Annotated in this window: 12 protein-coding genes; 2 read left to right on the top strand and 10 right to left on the bottom strand. The window is 65.0% G+C overall.

Annotated elements, in window-relative coordinates; translation table 11 throughout:
- Positions 1–284 precede the first annotated feature (284 nt).
- From clpA to dnaE, 3 genes are all read right to left on the bottom strand, one after another.
- On the bottom strand, positions 285–2,633 hold the full coding sequence (clpA, locus tag ACSQ3Y_RS18385; RefSeq protein WP_436178384.1) for an ATP-dependent Clp protease ATP-binding subunit ClpA: 2,349 nt from the start codon (positions 2,631–2,633) through the stop codon (positions 285–287).
- A gap of 57 nt (positions 2,634–2,690) precedes the next feature.
- Positions 2,691–3,059, bottom strand: coding sequence for an ATP-dependent Clp protease adapter ClpS (gene clpS, locus ACSQ3Y_RS18380; protein WP_035203675.1), 369 nt, complete (start codon positions 3,057–3,059; stop codon positions 2,691–2,693).
- Positions 3,060–3,291: 232 nt separating this feature from the next.
- Positions 3,292–6,843 carry a DNA polymerase III subunit alpha gene (gene dnaE, locus ACSQ3Y_RS18375; RefSeq protein ID WP_436178383.1) on the bottom strand — a complete coding sequence of 1,184 codons (3,552 nt, stop codon included), beginning with the start codon at positions 6,841–6,843 and terminating at the stop codon, positions 3,292–3,294.
- A 188-nt stretch (positions 6,844–7,031) separates the two neighbouring features.
- Between dnaE and ACSQ3Y_RS18370 the strand changes: the two genes are divergently transcribed.
- Positions 7,032–7,829, top strand: coding sequence for an outer membrane protein assembly factor BamD (locus ACSQ3Y_RS18370; RefSeq protein WP_057204321.1), 798 nt, complete (start codon positions 7,032–7,034; stop codon positions 7,827–7,829).
- A gap of 14 nt (positions 7,830–7,843) precedes the next feature.
- Here the strand turns inward: ACSQ3Y_RS18370 and ACSQ3Y_RS18365 are convergent, their stop codons facing one another.
- On the bottom strand, positions 7,844–9,883 hold the full coding sequence (locus ACSQ3Y_RS18365) for an ATP-dependent DNA helicase (RefSeq protein WP_436178382.1): 2,040 nt from the start codon (positions 9,881–9,883) through the stop codon (positions 7,844–7,846).
- A 190-nt stretch (positions 9,884–10,073) separates the two neighbouring features.
- Between ACSQ3Y_RS18365 and ACSQ3Y_RS18360 the strand changes: the two genes are divergently transcribed.
- The gene (locus tag ACSQ3Y_RS18360; RefSeq protein WP_057267392.1) at positions 10,074–10,907 is read left to right on the top strand and encodes a PP2C family protein-serine/threonine phosphatase; all 834 of its coding nucleotides are present in this window, start codon (positions 10,074–10,076) and stop codon (positions 10,905–10,907) included.
- A 36-nt stretch (positions 10,908–10,943) separates the two neighbouring features.
- Here ACSQ3Y_RS18360 and ACSQ3Y_RS18355 read toward each other — a convergent pair whose 3' ends face one another.
- The 6 genes from ACSQ3Y_RS18355 to ACSQ3Y_RS18330 all read right to left on the bottom strand — a co-directional run bounded on the left by ACSQ3Y_RS18355 (position 10,944) and on the right by ACSQ3Y_RS18330 (position 19,093).
- A complete protein-coding gene (locus ACSQ3Y_RS18355) occupies positions 10,944–11,636 on the bottom strand; it encodes a hypothetical protein (protein WP_436178381.1) in 693 nt (230 codons plus the stop codon).
- Positions 11,633–12,730 (bottom strand): cell division protein ZapE, encoded by a 1,098-nt coding sequence (gene zapE, locus ACSQ3Y_RS18350; protein ID WP_436178380.1) that lies wholly within the window; start codon positions 12,728–12,730, stop codon positions 11,633–11,635. Before zapE ends, ACSQ3Y_RS18355 begins: the two co-directional genes overlap by 4 nt.
- 93 nt (positions 12,731–12,823) lie before the next feature.
- Positions 12,824–14,251: a dihydrolipoyl dehydrogenase gene (gene lpdA / locus ACSQ3Y_RS18345; protein ID WP_436178379.1), complete on the bottom strand. Its 1,428-nt coding sequence runs from the start codon at positions 14,249–14,251 to the stop codon at positions 12,824–12,826.
- A 22-nt stretch (positions 14,252–14,273) separates the two neighbouring features.
- On the bottom strand, positions 14,274–14,849 hold the full coding sequence (locus tag ACSQ3Y_RS18340; RefSeq protein ID WP_157412631.1) for a hypothetical protein: 576 nt from the start codon (positions 14,847–14,849) through the stop codon (positions 14,274–14,276).
- A 19-nt stretch (positions 14,850–14,868) separates the two neighbouring features.
- Complete coding sequence (gene odhB / locus ACSQ3Y_RS18335) at positions 14,869–16,161, bottom strand: 2-oxoglutarate dehydrogenase complex dihydrolipoyllysine-residue succinyltransferase (RefSeq protein WP_436178378.1); 1,293 nt, start codon at positions 16,159–16,161, stop codon at positions 14,869–14,871.
- Positions 16,162–16,213: 52 nt separating this feature from the next.
- A complete protein-coding gene (locus ACSQ3Y_RS18330; RefSeq protein ID WP_436178377.1) occupies positions 16,214–19,093 on the bottom strand; it encodes a 2-oxoglutarate dehydrogenase E1 component in 2,880 nt (959 codons plus the stop codon).
- Positions 19,094–19,188 lie beyond the last annotated feature (95 nt).

Genomic DNA, 19,188 nt, shown 5'->3' with positions numbered 1-19,188 from the left:
TGAAGGAAAACACTGAGCGGCCTTTCTTTTTCATGCAACAAAGCGTGTGATAGCCTGCAGGGTTGCGGGCCCGCCGATGCCCCGCAAGCCAGGCGGGGCCTTGCTGTGCGCGGTATTGCACTGCAATGGGGCAGGCCAGCGCCATGCGCATGCCGCACACAGGGCATGCAGTCATTGCATGCGCAGGAGCGCGCCGCTGCCAAGGCCAGGCGATCACGCCAACGCACCATGAAAAAAGCCCGCAGCAGGTGCTGCGGGCTTTGTCGATGCACGGGCGGCAAGACTCAATCGGCCGTGGCTTCTTCCGGCTCTGCAGGCTCCGACTTGGCCGAGCGCTCCTTCTTGGGAAGGGGCTGGATGTCGAGCAGCACTTCGGGTGTTTCCACGCCCTTGTCGTCGGTCTTCACCTCGATGTCCACCGTCAGGCGGCCACCCTCGGTCAGGCGTCCGAACAGCAGTTCGTCGGCCAGCGCACGGCGGATGGTGTCCTGGATCAGGCGCTGCATCGGACGGGCGCCCATCAGCGGATCGAAGCCCTTCTTGGCCAGGTGCTTGCGCAGCGTGTCGGTGAAGGTGACTTCCACCTTCTTCTCGGCCAGCTGGGTTTCGAGCTGCAGCAGGAACTTGTCCACCACGCGCAGGATGATCTGCTCGTCCAGCGCCTTGAAGTTGACGATGGCATCCAGCCGGTTGCGGAACTCGGGCGTGAACAGGCGCTTGATGTCGCCCATCTCGTCGCCCGCCTGGCGCGGGTTGGTGAAGCCGATGGTCGCCTTGTTCATGGTCTCGGCGCCAGCGTTCGTCGTCATGATGATCAGGACGTTGCGGAAGTCGGCCTTGCGGCCGTTATTGTCCGTCAGCGTGCCATGGTCCATCACCTGCAGCAGCACGTTGAAGATGTCCGGATGCGCCTTCTCGATTTCATCGAGCAGCAGCACCGAATGCGGCTTCTTGGTGATGGCTTCGGTCAAGAGGCCACCTTGGTCGAACCCGACATAGCCCGGAGGCGCACCGATCAGGCGGCTCACGGCATGGCGTTCCATGTACTCCGACATGTCGAAGCGCAAGAGCTCGATGCCCATGATGTAGGCCAGCTGTTTGGCGGCCTCGGTCTTGCCCACGCCCGTCGGGCCGCTGAACAGGAACGAGCCGATCGGCTTGTCGCCCTTGCCCAGGCCCGAGCGCGCCATCTTCACTGCGCTGGCGAGCACTTCCAGGGCCTTGTCCTGGCCGAAGACCACGCTCTTGAGGTCGCGTTCCAGGGTCTGCAGCTTGCCGCGGTCGTCGTTGGAGACATTGGCCGGCGGAATGCGGGCGATCTTGGCCACGATCTCTTCGATCTCGGCCTTGCCGATGGTCTTCTTGCGCTTGCTCGGCACCATGATGCGCTGGGCAGCACCGGCTTCGTCGATGACGTCGATCGCCTTGTCGGGCAGATGGCGGTCGTTGATGTACTTGGCGCTGAGCTCGGCCGCAGCCTGCAGGGCGGCCGCAGCGTACTTCACGCTGTGGTGCTCCTCGAAGCGCGACTTCAGGCCCTTGAGGATGTCGATGGTTTCCTGCACGGTCGGCTCGACCACGTCCACCTTCTGGAAGCGGCGCGACAGCGCAGCGTCCTTTTCGAAGATGCCGCGGTATTCCGTGAAGGTGGTCGCTCCGATGCACTTGAGCTGGCCGCTGGACAGTGCCGGCTTGAGCAGGTTGGATGCATCGAGCGTGCCACCCGAGGCCGCGCCCGCACCGATCAGGGTGTGGATCTCGTCGATGAACAAGATGGCGTTGGGCTTGTCCTTGAGCGACTTGAGCACGCCCTTCAGGCGCTGCTCGAAGTCACCGCGGTACTTGGTGCCCGCCAGCAGCGCGCCCATGTCCAGCGAATACACCACGGCCTCGGCCAGGATCTCGGGCACGTCGTTCTGCGTGATGCGCCAGGCCAGGCCCTCGGCGATCGCGGTCTTGCCCACGCCGGCTTCACCCACCAGCAGCGGGTTGTTCTTGCGGCGGCGGCACAGGATCTGGATGGTGCGTTCCACCTCGTAGTGGCGCCCGATCAGCGGATCGATCTTGCCTTCCTTGGCGGCCTGGTTCAGGTTCTGGGTGAACTGCTCCAGCGGCGAGGCCTTCTCGTTGCGCTCGGCGGCAGCGCCCTCTTCGCCCTCGGCCTGGTTCTCGGCCTTGGCGGGTTCCGGCGGCTCGCCCTTCTTGATGCCGTGGGCAATGAAGTTGACCACGTCCAGGCGCGTCACGCCCTGCTGGTGCAGGTAGTACACGGCGTGCGAGTCCTTCTCGCCAAAGATGGCCACGAGCACGTTGGCGCCCGTGACTTCCTTCTTGCCGTTGCCGGTGGACTGCACGTGCATGATGGCGCGCTGGATCACCCGCTGGAAACCCAGCGTGGGCTGCGTGTCCACCTCGTCGGTGCCTGCCACCTGCGGCGTGTTGTCCTTGATGAAGTTCGACAGCGACGACCGCAGGTCATCGATGTTGGCCGAACAGGCGCGCAGCACTTCCGCTGCGCTGGGGTTATCGAGCAGTGCCAGCAGCAGATGCTCCACGGTGATGAACTCGTGGCGCTGCTGGCGGGCCTCAACAAAGGCCATGTGCAAGCTGACTTCCAGTTCTTGGGCAATCATGTGAACTCCTTTGTGCTTGCGTGGAATGGATAACTGTAGATCGGGATGAAAAACCTGTTATTCAACAGGTTCACTGACACATTGCAGCGGGTGCCCCGCCTTGAGGGCGGCATCCAGCACCTGCTCGACCTTGGTGGCGGCCACGTCGCGTGAATACACGCCGCACACGCCTTTGCCGTCGAGGTGGATCTTGAGCATGATCTGGGTTGCCTGCTCCCGGTCCTTGCTGAAAAACTCCTGCAGCACCACGATGACGAACTCCATGGGCGTGTAGTCGTCATTGAGCATGACCACCTGGTACATCTGGGGGGGCTGGGTCTTTTGCGTGCGTCTTTCCAGCACGACCGAACCGCCGTCATCCCGCGCAGGCCTGGTGACAGGCGGCGCGGCTTTGGGAGAAGGTGGTTTTGTTGCCATGAATTTCATTCTAGCGACCCGCGCGTACCGCTGCCGCAAGAGAAATCTGATGTTCATCCGTTTTTTTTCAAGGCTGGCCCCAGCAATATTCTTGCCAGGCCCTGTCCACCCGTGCCTTGGCCCCTGCCAAATGCCCTGCGGGGGCACAGGGGGTGGCGTGAAAAAGGCAGCGGTGCCTGCCCTGCCAGGCACCGGTCGGATGTTGTTTCCTCGCGCATTCCTTTGCCCCGTTGCTGCACGATCACTCGTAGACCACCGTGGCGGACCCGGCGCCCACCTGGGCGCTCCAGGCGGCCAGGGCGGCATCGCTGGGGTAAAAGCGGCTGCTTTCGGAGAGCTGGACCTCGGCGACCGCCGAGGTACTGGCGGCCCCACCCACGCTGCCCGTGCAGCGCAGCCCCATGCGCACGCGCAGGCCGTGCAGCAGGTCGCCCTCGGGCGCTTCCTCCCGCCGGGGCGGAAACTCGCGCAGCAGTTTCTGCACCTCGGGCGCCTTGTCGCTCACCACCACGTGCAGGTATTTGCCAAAGCGCGCGCGCGCACCTGCCAGGTCCCACACCTGCTGCACCTTCACGCGCAGGCCGCCGCTGAAGCGGTCTAGCTGCAGGCGGCCCATCATCACCACGAACTCGTCCTCCTTGAGCTGGTTCTTGTAGGTGTTGATCAGCGCCTCGTCGGCCGAGGCCTCGATCACGGCCGACTTGTCGTCGAGCTTGAACAGCGCGAGCTTGCCGCGCTGGCCGTTGATAACGCGCAAATCGCTGATGATGCCGGCCAGAATCTGCGGCTCGCGGCTGTCCAGCAGCTCGTCGATCTGCGTGCGCACGAAGCGGCGCACCTCCGTGGCCACTTCGTCGAACAGGTGGCCCGAGAGGTAGAAGCCCACCGCCGTCTTCTCCAGCGTCAGGCGCTCCTTGATGCCCCAGGGCGTCACGTCCACCAGCTCGGGCTCCTGCGTGCTCGATCCGTGGGAGTCGTCGCCCATCATGTCGAACAGGCCGCCCTGGTTCACGTTGGCCAGCGAGGCGGCGGCGAAGTCGAACGCACGGTCGATCGACGCCACCAGCGAGGCCCGGTTGAGGTTGAGCGAGTCGAAGGCGCCGGCCTTGATCAGCGCCTCCACCGTGCGCTTGTTCATGCGCGCGCGGTCCACGCGCAGGCAGAAGTCGAACAGGCTCTTGAAGGGGCCCTTGGTGGAGCCGTTGGGGCCGTCGCCGCGCCCTTCGCGTGCCGCCACGATGGCCTCGATGGCCGCCTGCCCGCCGCCCTTGACGGCGCCCAGGCCGTAGCGGATGACCTTGTCCGTCACCGGCTCGAAGCGGTACATGCCGCGGTTCACGTCAGGCAGCTCGAAGGTGATGCCGAAGTTCTTGCGTGCGTCCTCGAACAGCACCTTGAGCTTGTCGGTGTCGTCCATTTCCACCGTCATGTTGGCGCAGAAGAACTCGGCCGTGTAGTGCACCTTGAGCCAGCCGGTGTGGTAGGCCAGCAGCGAGTAGGCGGCGGCGTGCGACTTGTTGAAGCCGTAGCCCGCGAACTTCTCCATCAGGTCGAACACCTCATCGGCCTTGGCCTCGCTGATGTCCTGCTTGGCCGCGCCGGCGCGGAAGATCAGGCGGTGTTCGGCCATCTCCTCGGCCTTCTTCTTGCCCATGGCCCGGCGCAGCATGTCGGCACCACCCAGGCTGTAGCCGCCCAGCACCTGGGCGGTCTGCATCACCTGCTCCTGGTAGACCATGATGCCGTAGGTCTCGGCCAGCACTTTTTCGACCAGCGGGTGCGGGTACTCCACCACTTCCTTGCCGTGCTTGCGGTTCACGAAGCTGGGGATGAGGTCCATGGGGCCCGGGCGGTACAGGGCGTTCAGCGCGATCAGGTCTTCCAGCCGGCTCGGGCGAGCCTCGCGCAGCATGCCCTGCATGCCGCGGCTTTCAAACTGGAACACGGCTTCGGTCTTGCCGTCGGAGAACAGGGTGTAGGTGGGCCCGTCGTCGAGCGGGATGGCTTCGAAGGTGAAGTTCTCCTGGCCCTTGTGGCGCTTCATGATGAACTCGCGCGCGATCTCCAGAATGGTCAGCGTGGCCAGGCCCAAGAAGTCGAACTTCACCAGGCCGATGGCCTCCACGTCGTCCTTGTCGTACTGGCTCACGGCCGATTCGCTGCCGGGCTGCTGGTACAGCGGGCAGAAGTCGGTGAGCTTGCCCGGGGCGATCAGCACGCCGCCGGCGTGCATGCCGATGTTGCGCGTCATGCCTTCGAGCTTTTGCGCCATCTCGATGACGGTGCGCACGTCCTCTTCCTTGGCCACGCGCTCGGCCAGCAGGGGTTCGAGCTCCAGCGCGTAGTTGTTCTTGTCGCCCTCCTTCTTGACGGCGGGCGGGTACTGCAGCGTATAGGACATGCCGGGCTTGCCCGGCACGAGCTTGGAGATGCCGTCGCAGAACATGTAGCTCATGTCCATCACGCGGCCCACGTCGCGGATGGCGGCCTTGGCCGCCAGCGTGCCGAAGGTGGCGATCTGGCTCACGGCGTTCTTGCCGTACTTGTCCTTCACGTAGTCGATCACCCGGTCGCGGTTGGACTGGCAAAAATCGATGTCGAAGTCGGGCATGGACACCCGCTCGGGGTTCAAAAAGCGCTCGAACAGCAGGTTGTATTCGAGCGGATCGAGGTCGGTGATCTTGAGCGCATAGGCCACCAGGGAGCCCGCACCCGACCCCCGGCCCGGCCCCACCGGGCAGCCGTTCTCCTTGGCCCATTTGATGAAGTCGCCCACGATCAGGAAGTAGCCTGGAAAGCCCATCTTGAGGATGGTGCCGATCTCGAATTCGAGCCGCTCCACGTAGCGCGGGCGCTGCGCATCGCGGTCGGCCTCCTTCTTGAAGAGCATCTTCAGCCGCTCCTCCAGCCCCTCAAACGAGGCAAAGCGGAAGAACTCGTCGATCGGCATGCCGTTGGGCGTGGGAAAGTCCGGCAGCTGCGGCTTGCCCAGCACCAGCGTCAGGTTGCAGCGCTGGGCGATCTCCACGGTGTTGGCGATGGCCGAGGGGATGTCGGCGAAGAGTTCCTCCATCTGGGCCGAGGATTTGAAATACTGCTCGCGCGTGAAGCGGCGCACCCGGCGCGGGTTGGCCAGGATTTCGCCCTCGGCGATGCACACGCGCGCCTCGTGGGCCTCGTAGCCTTCGGCATCGGCGAACTGCACTGGGTGGGTAGCCACCACCGGCAGGTGCAGGCGCGCAGCCAACTGGGCTGCTGCGACTACGTGGGCCTCGTCGTCGGGGCGGCCGGCGCGCTGCAGCTCCATGTAGAAGCGGTGCGGAAAAAGGCCCGCCAGGCGCAGCGCCAGGTCGGCGGCGCCCGCGTCATCGCCCTTGAGCAGGGCCTGCCCTACCGGGCCGGCCTGGGCGCCCGAGAGCACGATCAGCCCCTCGGACAGCTCCTGCAGCCACTCCCAGGTGCAGACGGCCAAGTTCTTGACGATGTTGCGCGTCCAGGCTCGGGCCAGCAGTTCCGACAGGCTCAGGTAGCCCTGGCGGTTCTGCACCAGCACGATCATGCGCGACGGCGGGGCCGTGCCCTCCCCCTCCAGGAAGATCTCGGCGCCCAGCAGGGGCTTGACGCCCTTGCCCCGTGCTTCCTTGTAGAACTTGATGGCGCCGAAAAGGTTGTTGAGATCGGTGATGGCCAGGGCGGGCTGGCCATCGACGGCGGCGGCCTTGGCCACCTCGTCGATGCGGTTGGTGCCGTCGACGACGGAATATTCGGTGTGCAGGCGCAAGTGGACAAACATGGGCTCCATTGTAGAAAGCCCACTGCATCCCGTAACCGAAACGTTTGCGACAGGGGGATTCAGGAGCCGGATGCCGCCGGTACAATGCGCCGTCAGGTGTCCGCTTGGGTGCACGCCTGCGGGGACCCGTCCCTGCCGCCAGCCCCCGGAACATCCCGTTTCCTCTTTTTGCCTGAAAGCTGCTTGCGATGCTTCGTGCCCCACTGCCGTTTATCTCCGCCCTGCTGGCTGCAGGTGTCCTCGCCGGGTGCTCGACCACCACCGAAGACAAGACCGCCAACTGGAGCCCGAACCGCATCTACTCCGAAGCCAAGGATGAAATGAACTCCGGCGGCTACGACAAGGCCGTGCCCCTGTTCGAAAAGCTCGAAGGCCGTGCCGCCGGCACGCCGCTGGCCCAGCAGGCCCAGCTGGACAAGGCCTATGCCCACTTCAAGGCGGGCGAAAAAGCCCAGGCCGTGGCCACGCTCGACCGCTTCATGAAGCTGCACCCCGCCAGCCCAGCTCTCGATTACGCCCTGTACCTGAAGGGCCTGGTCAACTTCAACGACAACCTGGGCCTGTTCTCGTGGCTGTCGCGCCAGGACCTGTCCGAGCGTGACCAGAAGGCGGCCAAGGATTCGTTCGAGTCCTTCAGCGAGCTGACCACTCGCTTCCCCGATTCGCGCTACGCCCAGGACGCGCGCCAGCGCATGACCTACATCGTCAATTCGCTGGCCCAGTACGAAGTGCACGTGGCACGTTACTACTACCAGCGCGGCGCCTACGTGGCCGCCATCAGCCGCGCCCAGGTGGCCGTGGCCGACTACCAGGGCGTGCCCGCCGTGGAAGAAGCGCTGTACATCCTGATGCAGTCCTACGATGCCCTGGGCATGGACCAGCTGCGCGACGACACCCGCCGCGTGATGGATGCCTCTTACCCGAAAAGCGAGTACGTGCGCGCCGGGCTCAAGGGCAAGACGGATCCGTGGTGGAAGTTCTGGTAAGCGCCTGAACCTGTTCAGAACGGGTCTGAACTGGCCGCCAGCAGATCATCCAGCGCGGCGTCGAAATCCTCGGGGGTTTCCAGGCGCCGCATGGGCGGCAGGGCACGCAGCAGCCGCTTGCCATAGCCCATGGTGGCCAGGCGCGTATCGCCGACCACCAGCACCCCCCGGTCCGATTCGCGCCGTATCAGCCGCCCGGCCCCCTGCTTGAGCGCCACCGCCGCCTCGGGCACCGAAACCTGCTGGAACGAGCTGCCCCCGGCCTCTTCGATGCGCTGGCTACGCGCCTCGACCAGCGGATCGCCAGGCGGCGGAAACGGCAGCTTGTCGATGATGACCAGCTGCAGCGCATCGCCGGGCACGTCGAAGCCCTCCCAGAACGTGGCCGAGGCCACGAGGATGCAGCCAGGCGCGCCGTGCCCGCTGCCTTCGCGAAAGCGCTCCATCAGGCGGCGCTTGGGCCATTCACCCTGCACCAGCACCGACAGCGACTGGCCATCGCCAAACCGGCGGTGCAAGGCATCACCAATGGTGGCCAGGGCCTTGAGCGTGGTGGTCAGCACCAGGGTGCGCCCGCCAATGCGCGCGGCAGCATCGCCGGCCAGGCGCGCAATGGCGGCACTGTGGGCCGGGTCGGCCGGCTTGGGCAGGTGGCGCGGCACGTACAGCGCGGCCTGCGTGGCGTAGTCGAACGGGCTGTCCACGCGCAGAATTTCGGCGCCTTTCAGGCCGCAGCGCTCGACAAACCAGGTCAGCCCCTCATCCGTCCCCAGTGTGGCCGAGGTGAAGATCCAGGCGCGCGGGCGCTCGCCTTCGGGGTCGGGCCACTCATCGTCGCGTGCGCTGTGCGTGGGCTGCGTGAGCAGCCGGGTGCGCATGGCGTGAGATATGTCCAGCGGCGATTCGACCAGGCGCACCTGGGTGCTCCCGAGGTCGATCCAGCGCACCGCGTCCTGGCCGCAGGGCCCGCCGAACCGGGCCAGGCGGGCCAGCAGTTCGGTGCTGCGTTCGTACAGGCGATCCAGGTCCGGGGCGGTCTCGCTCAGTTGATCGAGCGCCTCCTGGGCCTGGGCGCAGGCCGTGGACAGCCGGCGCAGTGCGGCGTCCCAGGCCTGTACTTCAGCGCCCTCGGGTGCCGCCTCTGTCCAGCCGCGCTTGCCCTGGGCGCCGGCACTGCCGCCGGCCAGCCTCAGCTCGCCCACCGCCTGCTCCACCCGGCCGGCCAGGGCCAGCCAGTCGGCCAGGCCCCGCGCGTGGTGAAGGCCCGCGGCCAGGAGGTCGCGCGCAAAGTCGAGCAATTGGCCCGAGGACAGCTGCAGGCCCAGAAACTGCACGCCGGTCTCGCTGATCTGGTGGGCTTCATCGAACACCACCACGCGCACGCTGGGCAGCAGCTCGGCCACGCCCGATTCGCGCACGGCCATGTCGGCAAAGAACAGGTGGTGGTTGATGACCACGATGTCGGCCGCCAGGGCCTCGCGCCGGGCGATGTTCACATGACATTCGCGCGCGCGCGGGCAACTCGCACCCAGGCAGTTCTCGCGCGTGGAAGTCACCAGCGGGATGACGGGGGAGCGCTCGTCCAGGCCCGTCAGTTCGGCCAGGTCGCCACTGCGCGTGCTGCGCGACCAGTCTTCGACCTTGGCCAACACGCGCGCCACATTACGATCTGTTACTGCGCTGTCCTGGCGTGCCTGCACCATGCGGTGCAGGCACAGGTAGCTGGCCCGGCCCTTGAGCAGAGCGGCGCGCACCGGCACGCCCAGCACCTCGGCCAGGAGCGGCAGGTCGCGCGCGAACAGCTGGTCCTGCAGCGCCTTGGTGGCCGTGGAGAGCAGCACGCGCTCGCCACTGAGCAGGGCGGGAACCAGGTAGGAAAAGGTCTTGCCCACGCCGGTGCCGGCCTCCACCACCAGCATGCCGCCCTCTTCCATGGTGCGGGCCACGGCGGCGGCCATGCGGGTCTGGCCTTCGCGCGGGCGAAACTGCGCATCGGCCCGTGCCAGCAGGCCACCGGGCGCAAACACCTCATGCACCACCTCGGCCAACGGCATCAGGTGGGCTCCCGGGTTTGTAGCAAGCGCTCCATGCGCAGCGCGATCGGTGGCCGCAGGGGCGAGGGGTGGGTGGATTTCAAAGGGGGCGCATGGCAGTCATGGCAAAAATGCCACAGGCGGGCGGATAATACGCGCTCCGGAGCACCCAAACGACAGCCAGGCCCGTCGGCACACCACAATCAACAGCATGACCAAAGCGTTTCGCCTCATCGCCTCCACCGGCATCCACAAGGGTGACCGCGAGTACCAGCAAGACCAGGTGGCCCTGATCTCGCATGAACGGCACAACGGCTGTGTCCTGGGTGTCGTGGCCGACGGCATGGGGGGGCGCAGCGGCGGCCGCAAGGCCTCCGACCAGGTCATGATGACGGCCCGCCAACTGTTCGAGCGCTATTCGCCCGAGACCGACGACCCGGCCGCCATGCTCAAGAGCATGGTGGAAGAGGCGCACATCGTCATTCGCCTCACGGCCATCTCGGCCGAACAGGAGCCGCACAGCACCATCGCCGCCTTCCTGATCAACCCGCGCGGCGACTGCCACTGGGTGCATGCCGGCGACTCGCGCATCTACCACTTCCAGGGCGGGCGCCTGACGCACCGCACCAGCGACCACTCCTACGTGCAGGCTCTGGTGGATCGGGGCGAGCTGACCGAGGCCGAGGCCAACAACCACCCGCACTCCAACATCCTGGTGGGCTGCCTGGGCACCGAGAGCGACCCGCCCATCACCACGCACATGATTTCCCAGCTGCACCCGGGCGACACGCTCATGGCCTGCAGCGACGGCGTGTGGCACTACTTCTCACCCACCGAGCTGGCCTCGGTGGTCGAATCGCTCTCGCCGCGCGAAGCCACGGAGTTCCTGATCGAAAAGGCCCGCACGCGGGCCCGTGGGGGCGGTGACAACCTGTCGCTGGTCATCGTGAAGATCGAGGCACTGGTCGAAGAGAAGAAGACCGTGCAGGGCATGGGCATGGGCACCCATCCCTCCGTTCCAGCAGGCGCGACCAGCAAGGTCTGAGGGGCTGAGAGGCCGCCCCCTACCCGACCCTGCGCTTCAGGGCGCAGGCACGGGCAGTGGCGCGGCCGGCTTGCGGCCAGAGGCTGCGGCAGTGGCTTGATCGCGGGCCACGCGGGCGCGGCGTGTTTCGGCCGCCTTCAATTCCTCGGCATGGCGCTCGCGGGCACGGCCCGCGCGCTGGGCGGCTTCGGCGGCGCGCTGGGTCTGCTCGGCCTCGCGCTGCTCGATGTTCTGCGCGCGCGGGGTGGGTACCACGGGGGTCTTGGGTGTGCGCGGGGTGCGCGGGGCCTGCACGTGCGGCTGGCCACGCACGCCGATCCCCACTTCAGGGGCTTCACCCGGCGGGCCGGGCTGGGTAGCCTGCTTTTCCGCGATGCTGCGCCGCCGCTCGGCGGCTTTCTCCTTGCGCTCGGCATCGTTGATCTGCATCTCGCGCGAGCGCAGGCCGGCTTCCGCCTCGCGGGCCCGGTTGCGTTCCACGCGCAGGCAGTCTTCCACCGCAAACAGCTTGTAGCACTCGGTCTCGGCCGCCAGGCGTCGGGCGGCCACGGCCTTGCGCTCGTCCGCGATGTGCGCTCGTTCGGCGGCCCGGTGGGCATGGGCTGCCTTGCGCTCTGCCGATTCGGGCTCGGCTGCGGCCTGGGCCAGGGCATGCGAGGCCATGCCCATCTGCGCCAGCAGGCACAGCACAGGGATGATGATGAACTGCCGCATTGTCCTGGTCTTCATGTCAAGCCTGTATCCACCATGCGGCGCTCGAGCGCCAGAAATTCCTTGGACTGCATCTCGTTCAGGCGCGATACGGTGCGCGGAAACTCGTGTGCCAGGGGGCCTTCCGTGTACAACGCCTCGGGCGGCACGGCGGCCGACATGATGAGTTTCACGCGCCGGTCGTACAGCACGTCCACCAGCCAGGTGAAGCGCCGCGCGGGCGACGCCATGGCCACCGGCAGGTAGGGCACATCGGACAGCAGCACGGTGTGGAACTGCGTGGCGATCTCCAGGTAGTCGTTCTGCGAACGCGGCCCGCCGCACAGTTCACGGAAGTCGAACCATACCACCCCGCCGGCCTTGCGCTTGGAGCGGATCTCGCGCGCCTCGATGTGCAGCACCGGGTCTTCGTCGTGCACCTCGGCCAGCTGGTTGAAGGCCTCGTTCATCTGCGCATCGGCGTCCGGCCCCAGGGGCATGTGGTAGAGCTTGACCTGCTCCATGGTGCGGCGGCGGTAGTCGGTGCCGTTGTCCACGTTGACCACCTCCAGGCGCTCGTTGAGCAGCGCGATGGCGGGCAGGATGCGGTCGCGGTGCAGGCCGCCAGGGTACAGGTCGTCGGGCTTGAAGTTGGAGGTGGTGACAAAGCCCACGCCGTTCTCGAACAGCGAGGCCAGCAGGCGGTGCAGGATCATGGCGTCGGTGATGTCGGCCACGTGGAATTCGTCGAAGCAGATGAGCTTGTAGCGCTTGGAGATGCGCTCGCCCAGCACATCGAGCGGGTTCTGCGTGCCCTGCAGGGCTGCCAGCTCGCGGTGCACTTCGCGCATGAACTCGTGGAAATGCAGGCGCACCTTGCGCTTCAAGGGCACGGCGTCGAAGAAGCATTCCATCAGAAAGCTCTTGCCGCGCCCCACCCCGCCGTACATGTAGACGCCGCGCGGGATGTCCGGGCGGTTGATGAGCTTCTTGAAGGCGTTGGAGCGGCGCTCTTTATAGGTGGCCCACTCGTCGGCGCAGCGCTGCAGCGCGTCCACGGCGCGCAGCTGTGCAGGGTCGCTCTGGAAGCCCTTGGCCTCAAGTTCGGCCAGGTAGGTCTGTTTGACAGTCACGGTGCGCTCGCCCTGGTGCTAGGAATGAATAAGGCATAAAGCGCCGCCGCCCTTCACAGGGCGACGGCGCCATCTATCTCCCGCGGGAGGAGATCAGAAGTTCAGAGTGCGCTTGTCCACGGCCAGGGCTGCTTCCTTGGTGGCTTCGCTCAGGCTGGGGTGGGCGTGGCAGATGCGCGCGATATCTTCGCTGCTGGCCTTGAACTCCATGGCGACGACGGCCTCGGAGATCAGCTCGCTGGCCTGCGGGCCCACGATGTGCACGCCCAGGATTTCATCGGTGTCGGCATCGGCCAGCATCTTCACCATGCCGGTCGTGTCGCCCAGAGCACGTGCGCGGCCGTTGGCCAGGAACGGGAAGGTACCGGCCTTGTACTTGACGCCATCGGCCTTGAGCTGCTGCTCGGTGCGGCCCACCCATGCGATCTCGGGGCTGGTGTAGATGACCCAGGGCACGGTGTTGAAGTTGACGTGGCCATGCTGGCCGGCGATGCGCTCGGCCACGGCAACGCCTTCTTCCTCGGCCTTGTGCGCCAGCATCGGGCCGCGCACCACGTCGCCCACCGCCCACACGCCGGGCAGGTTGGTCTTGCAGTCGGCATCGACCACGATGGCGCCACGCTCGTCCAGGGCCAGGCCCACGGCTTCGGTGTTCAGGCCGATGGTGTTGGGCACGCGGCCGATGGAGACGATGAGCCTGTCCACTTCCAGCGCCTGGGCTTCGCCCTTGGCGTTGGTGTAGGCGATGCTCACGCCCTTCTTGCCGGTCTTGATCTCGCCGACCTTCACGCCCAGCTCGATCTTCAGGCCCTGCTTGTCGAAGGCCTTCTTGGCTTCCTTGGCGATCTGCTCGTCCACCGCGCCCAGGAAGGTGGGCAGGCCTTCGAGGATGGTGACTTCGGCACCCAGGCGGCGCCACACCGAGCCCATTTCCAGGCCGATCACGCCCGAGCCGATGAGGCCCAGCTTCTTGGGCACGGCGCCCACGCGCAGCGCGCCGTCGTTGGACAGCACGAATTCTTCGTCGAACGGCGTGCCGGGCAGCGCACGGGCGTTGGAGCCCGTGGCGATGATGATCTGCTTGCCCGTGATCGACTCTTCGGCGGCGCCCGCCACCTTCAGCTCGTAGCCACCTTCAGTGGCCTTCACGAACGAGCCGCGGCCGTGGAAGAAGCTGACCTTGTTCTTCTTGAACAGGTACAGGATGCCGTCGTTGTTCTGCTTCACGACGGTGTCCTTGCGGGCCAGCATCTTCGCCACGTCCATCTTCACGCCGGTGGCCGTGATGCCGTGCTCGGCAAAGTGCTTGTTGGCGTGCTCGAAATGCTCGGACGATTGCAGCAGCGCCTTGGAGGGGATGCAGCCCACGTTGGTGCAGGTTCCGCCCGGTGCGGGGCCGCCCTTGTCGTTCTTCCACTCGTCGATGCAGGCCACGTTGAAGCCCAGCTGGGCAGCGCGGATGGCGGCGATGTAGCCGCCGGGGCCGCCACCGATGACGATCACGTCGAATTGTTTGCTCATATATATTTCCTTCTAAATCAGGTCAGGCGCTCGAATCGCCAGCATTTAAACGCCTATTTATATGCAGTCTCGCGACTTTTAATAGTTGGTGTCCATTTGGGCACTTCAATCTATTGAAGTTCCAACTCGGGAGTCCCTTGTCATCGCGCGGAATCAAGCTACCAGTCGAGTATTTCTTTCTGCATTCCATGCAGACAACATCGGATTCCCCGGCCCTTACCAACTCATCAGCAACATAGATGAATCGACCCCAAATTGATGGAACGGACACAGGATCAAATTTTGTCTCATCGAAATCGCTCACCCATTTGAAAATTGCGCCCTCATCGTCCCCTTGTAGAACTGGGATGAGTAGGAGTTTTTTTTCAAGAATTGCAGCTAGATCATCCCGTTTGAAAAGAAATTTTCCCAAAAAGATTTCACCACCACTTGCAGGCTGCTGATAACTTACAAAATTACCGCACTTCACACCATTTAGTGCCTTTGCGTTTTCTTGCGCGAGTTCAATTTTCCTGGTTTGAATTAAATTTTGAAAATACTCCCGATCAATGGCAGGTTTTTCAGCAATCCGAAAAATACGCCTTAAGAAAGGGAGCATAAAAATCGCCTTGATCGTGTTAGATATCGAACAGCAGGCGCGATGGGTCTTCCAGCGCTTCCTTCATCGCCACCAGGCCCAGCACGGCTTCGCGGCCGTCGATGATGCGGTGGTCGTAGGACATGGCCAGGTAGTTCATCGGGCGGATCACGATCTGGCCGTTCTCCACCACGGCGCGGTCCTTCGTGGCGTGCACGCCCAGGATGGCCGACTGCGGCGGGTTGATGATGGGCGTGGACAGCATGGAGCCGAAGGTGCCGCCATTGCTGATGGAGAAGGTGCCACCGGTCATCTCTTCGATGCCCAGCTTGCCGTCCTTGGCCTTCTGGCCGTACTCGGCGATCTTCTTCTCGATCTCGGCAAAGCTCATCTGGTCCGCATTGCGCAGGATGGGCACCACCAGGCCACGGGGCGAACCCACGGCGATACCGATGTCGAAGTAGCCGTGGTAGACGATGTCGTTGCCATCGACCGAGGCGTTGAGCACAGGGTACTTCTTCAGGGCATGCACGGCTGCCTTCACGAAGAAGCTCATGAAGCCGATCTTCACGCCGTGTTCCTTGGTGAACGCGTCCTGGAACTTCTTGCGCATGTCCATCACCGGCGCCATGTTCACTTCGTTGAACGTGGTCAGGATGGCGTTGGTCGATTGCGACTGCAGCAGGCGCTCGGCCACGCGGGCACGCAAGCGGCTCATGGGAACGCGCTGCTCGGGGCGGCCGCTCAGGTCTTCCTTGCCAGCCGGTGCCGACACCTGGGGCAGTGCCTTGGTCGGCACGCCCGTGGGGATGGCACTGGGGGCTGCCACGGCGGCCTTGGCCGCACCGCCAGCACCACCGGCCACCGCGCCGAGCACGTCGCCCTTGGTCACGCGGCCATCCTTGCCCGAACCGGCCACATCCGATGCGGACAGGTTGTTCTCGGCCAGCAGCTTGGCAGCCGCAGGCATGGCCACGTCGCCCTTGGAACCACCGGTAGCCGCTGGTGCGGCAGCAGGGGCCGATGCGGTCGCAGCGGCAGGTGCTGCTGCGGCAGCGGCAGCGGCCGCAGGCGCAGCTGCGCCGGCCTTGCCTTCGGTGTCGATCTTGGCGATGAGCTGCTCGGCCACCACGGTGGCGCCGTCGCCCTGCACAATTTCAACCAGCACGCCAGCCGAGGGGGCGGGCACTTCGAGCACGACCTTGTCGGTTTCGATCTCGATCAGGATCTCGTCCACTGCGACCGCTTCACCGGCCTTCTTCTTCCAGGTGAGCATGGTGGCTTCTGCCACGGACTCGGACAGCTGGGGGACTTTGACTTCTACGATAGCCATATCAATTCTTTCGGAATGGGGTTCTGTTCTGTGTAATCGGGGGTTGCCGGCCTTACTTGGTCAGGACAAAACCCTTGAGCTTGCCAAACGCGCCGTCCACCAGTGCCTTTTGCTGTTCCTGGTGCAGGTGCGAGTAGCCCACGGCAGGCGATGCGGACGCCGCGCGGCCAGAGTACCCCAGCTTCTGGCCGTCGAGCATGTTCTCGTGGATGTAGTGCTGCACGAAGAACCAGGCACCCTGGTTCTGTGGCTCGTCCTGGCACCACACCACGTCGGTGGCGTTGGGGAAGCGCTTGAGCTCGTTGGCAAACGCCTTGTGCGGGAAGGGGTACAGCTGCTCGACGCGGATGATGGCCACGTCGTCGTCTTCGCGCTCGGTGCGCTTCTTGACCAGGTCGTAGTAGACCTTGCCCGAGCAGGCGATCACGCGCTTGACCTTGGCGGCCTTCTTCACGATGGCTTCGTTCTGCTCCGGAATCACCGTCTGGAAGCTGCCCTTGGTGAACTCCGAAAGCGGCGACGTGGCGTCCTTGTTGCGCAGCAGCGACTTGGGCGTCATGATGATCAGCGGCTTGCGCAGATCACGCACCATCTGGCGGCGCAGGATGTGGAAGATCTGGCTGGCCGTCGTAGGCTGCACCACCTGCATGTTGGCGTCGGCCGACAGCTGCATGAAGCGCTCCAGGCGGGCCGAGCTGTGCTCTGGGCCCTGGCCTTCGTAGCCGTGCGGCAGCATCAGCGTGATGCCGTTGACACGGCCCCACTTGACTTCACCCGAGGCGATGAACTGGTCGATCACGACCTGCGCGCCGTTGGCGAAGTCGCCGAACTGGGCTTCCCAGATCACCAGGGTGTTGGGGTCGTTCGATGCGTAGCCGTATTCGAAGCCCAGCACCGCCTCTTCGGACAGGATGGAGTCGATCACGACGAACGGAGCCTGGTTCTCGCTCACGTTCTGCAGCGGCACGTAGGTGCCGATGTCCCACTTCTCGCGCTTTTGGTCATGGATGACCGAGTGGCGGTGCGTGAACGTGCCGCGGCCGCAGTCTTCGCCCGACAGGCGCACCGGGAAGCCGCTGGCCACCAGCGAGGCAAACGCCATGTGCTCGCCCATGCCCCAGTCCACCGGGATGTCGCCACGGCCCATGGCGGCGCGGTCGTCGTACACCTTCTTGACCAACTGGTGCGGCGTCACGCCTTCGGGGATGGTGGTGATCTTCTCGGACAGGCGCTTCCACTCGGCCAGAGGGATCGCGGTGTCGCCAGCATCGGTCCACTTCTTGCCCAGGAACGGGCTCCAGTCCACGGCGTACTTGCTCTTGAAGTTGGTCAGCACCGGATCGACCGTGTGCTTGCCCGCGTCCATGGCGGCGCGGTAGGCCTTGGCCATGTCGTCGCCCAGCGTCTCGCCCATGCCCTGGGCCGCCAGCTTGTCGGCATACAGCTTGCGCGTACCGGGGTGCTGGCCGATCTTCTTGTACATCAGCGGCTGGGTCAGCGCGGGGGTGTCCTGCTCGTTGTGGCCCAGCTTGCGGAAGCAGATGATGTCCACGACCACGTCCTTCTGGAATTCCATGCGGAATTCAAGGGCGAGCTGGGTGGCCAGCACTACGGCTTCAGGATCGTCGCCGTTCACGTGCAGCACGGGCGACTCGATCATCTTCACGATGTCGGTGCAGTACAGCGTCGAGCGTGCGTCGCGCGGATCGGAGGTGGTGAAGCCGATCTGGTTGTTGATGATGATGTGCACCGTGCCGCCCGTGGAGTAGCCACGGGTCTGCGCCAGCGCCAGGGTTTCCTGGTTCACGCCCTGGCCGGCAAAGGCCGCGTCACCGTGCACCAGCACGGGCAGCACCTGCTTGCCCAGCGGGTCGGCGCGGCGGTCCATGCGGGCACGCACGGAGCCTTCGACCACGGGGTTCACGATTTCCAGGTGGGACGGGTTGAACGCCAGCGACAGGTGGACCGGGCCGCCAGGGGTGGTCACATCGGAGCTGAAGCCCTGGTGGTACTTCACGTCGCCCGAGGGCAGGTCTTCGGGGGCGGTGTGGTCGAACTCGGCGAACAGGTCCGCAGGCATCTTGCCCATGGAGTTCACCAGCACGTTCAGGCGGCCACGGTGGGCCATGCCGATCACGATTTCCTGCACGCCCTTGGCACCGGCAGACTGGATCAGCTCGTCCATGGCGGCGATGAAGCTCTCGCCCCCTTCAAGGGAGAAGCGCTTTTGGCCGACGTACTTGGTGTGCAGGAAGCGCTCCAGGCCCTCGGCGGCCGTCAGGCGGTCGAGGATCTGCTTTTTCTTCTCGGCGTTGAAGCTGGGCTTGCTGCGGATGGTCTCCAGCTTTTCCTGCCACCAGCGCTTTTGGTTCTGGTCGGTGGCGTACATGTACTCGGCACCGATGGAGCCGCAGTAGGTTTCGCGCAGGGCGTTGATCAGCTCGCGCAGCGGCAGGGATTCCTTACCGAAGAAGGTGTTGCTGATGTTGAAGACGGTTTCCTGGTCCGCGTCGCTGAAGCCGTAGAACGAGGCTTCGAGTTCGGGGATCGCAGGGCGCTCGGTGCGCTTCAGGGGATCGAGGTCGGCCCAGCGCTGGCCCACGTTGCGGTAGGCGGCAATCAGCTGCTGTACGGCGGTGCGCTTGCGGCCCAGTTCCGAATCGGCACCTGTGGCGACGACGACCTTGGTGCCGCCCTGCTTTGCGCGCTCGGCGAAGGCATTGACGACCGGAAGGTGGGGAACGTCCTTGGCATTGGAGCCATCGACGGCAGGCACATGCTGCAGTGCGTCGAAATACTCGCGCCAGGTGTCAGGCACGCTGCCGGGGTTGGCGAGGTAGTTCTCGTACATCTCTTCGACATAGGGCGCATTGCCGCCGAAGAGGTAGGTGTTGCCTTGGTAGGCTTGATAGACGGATGTCGTATCGCTCATATTCCGCTGACCTCCGCTTCCCTGAGGGAAGCATTAGCTGGTTGAGAAACCTTCCGCGACACGGCTGGACCGGTTGGCGGATGCGACTGTGGCTG

The organism is Acidovorax sp. LjRoot66 (genome assembly GCF_964253305.1).
Taxonomy (GTDB): Bacteria; Pseudomonadota; Gammaproteobacteria; order Burkholderiales; family Burkholderiaceae_C; genus Acidovorax.
The sequence above is the reverse complement of the archived record's forward strand: the minus strand, read 5'-3'. Positions and strand labels throughout refer to the sequence as shown.

Excerpts from the sequence above, each read along its gene's own strand:
- clpA (WP_436178384.1), bottom strand. The coding sequence starts at position 2,633 with ATGATTGCCCAAGAACTGGAAGTCAGCTTGCACATGGCCTTTGTTGAG.
- clpS (WP_035203675.1), bottom strand. The coding sequence starts at position 3,059 with ATGAAATTCATGGCAACAAAACCACCTTCTCCCAAAGCCGCGCCGCCT.
- dnaE (WP_436178383.1), bottom strand. The coding sequence starts at position 6,843 with ATGTTTGTCCACTTGCGCCTGCACACCGAATATTCCGTCGTCGACGGC.
- ACSQ3Y_RS18370 (WP_057204321.1), top strand. The coding sequence starts at position 7,032 with ATGCTTCGTGCCCCACTGCCGTTTATCTCCGCCCTGCTGGCTGCAGGT.
- ACSQ3Y_RS18365 (WP_436178382.1), bottom strand. The coding sequence starts at position 9,883 with ATGCCGTTGGCCGAGGTGGTGCATGAGGTGTTTGCGCCCGGTGGCCTG.
- ACSQ3Y_RS18360 (WP_057267392.1), top strand. The coding sequence starts at position 10,074 with ATGACCAAAGCGTTTCGCCTCATCGCCTCCACCGGCATCCACAAGGGT.
- ACSQ3Y_RS18355 (WP_436178381.1), bottom strand. The coding sequence starts at position 11,636 with ATGAAGACCAGGACAATGCGGCAGTTCATCATCATCCCTGTGCTGTGC.
- lpdA (WP_436178379.1), bottom strand. The coding sequence starts at position 14,251 with ATGAGCAAACAATTCGACGTGATCGTCATCGGTGGCGGCCCCGGCGGC.
- ACSQ3Y_RS18340 (WP_157412631.1), bottom strand. The coding sequence starts at position 14,849 with ATGCTCCCTTTCTTAAGGCGTATTTTTCGGATTGCTGAAAAACCTGCC.
- odhB (WP_436178378.1), bottom strand. The coding sequence starts at position 16,161 with ATGGCTATCGTAGAAGTCAAAGTCCCCCAGCTGTCCGAGTCCGTGGCA.
- ACSQ3Y_RS18330 (WP_436178377.1), bottom strand. The coding sequence starts at position 19,093 with ATGAGCGATACGACATCCGTCTATCAAGCCTACCAAGGCAACACCTAC.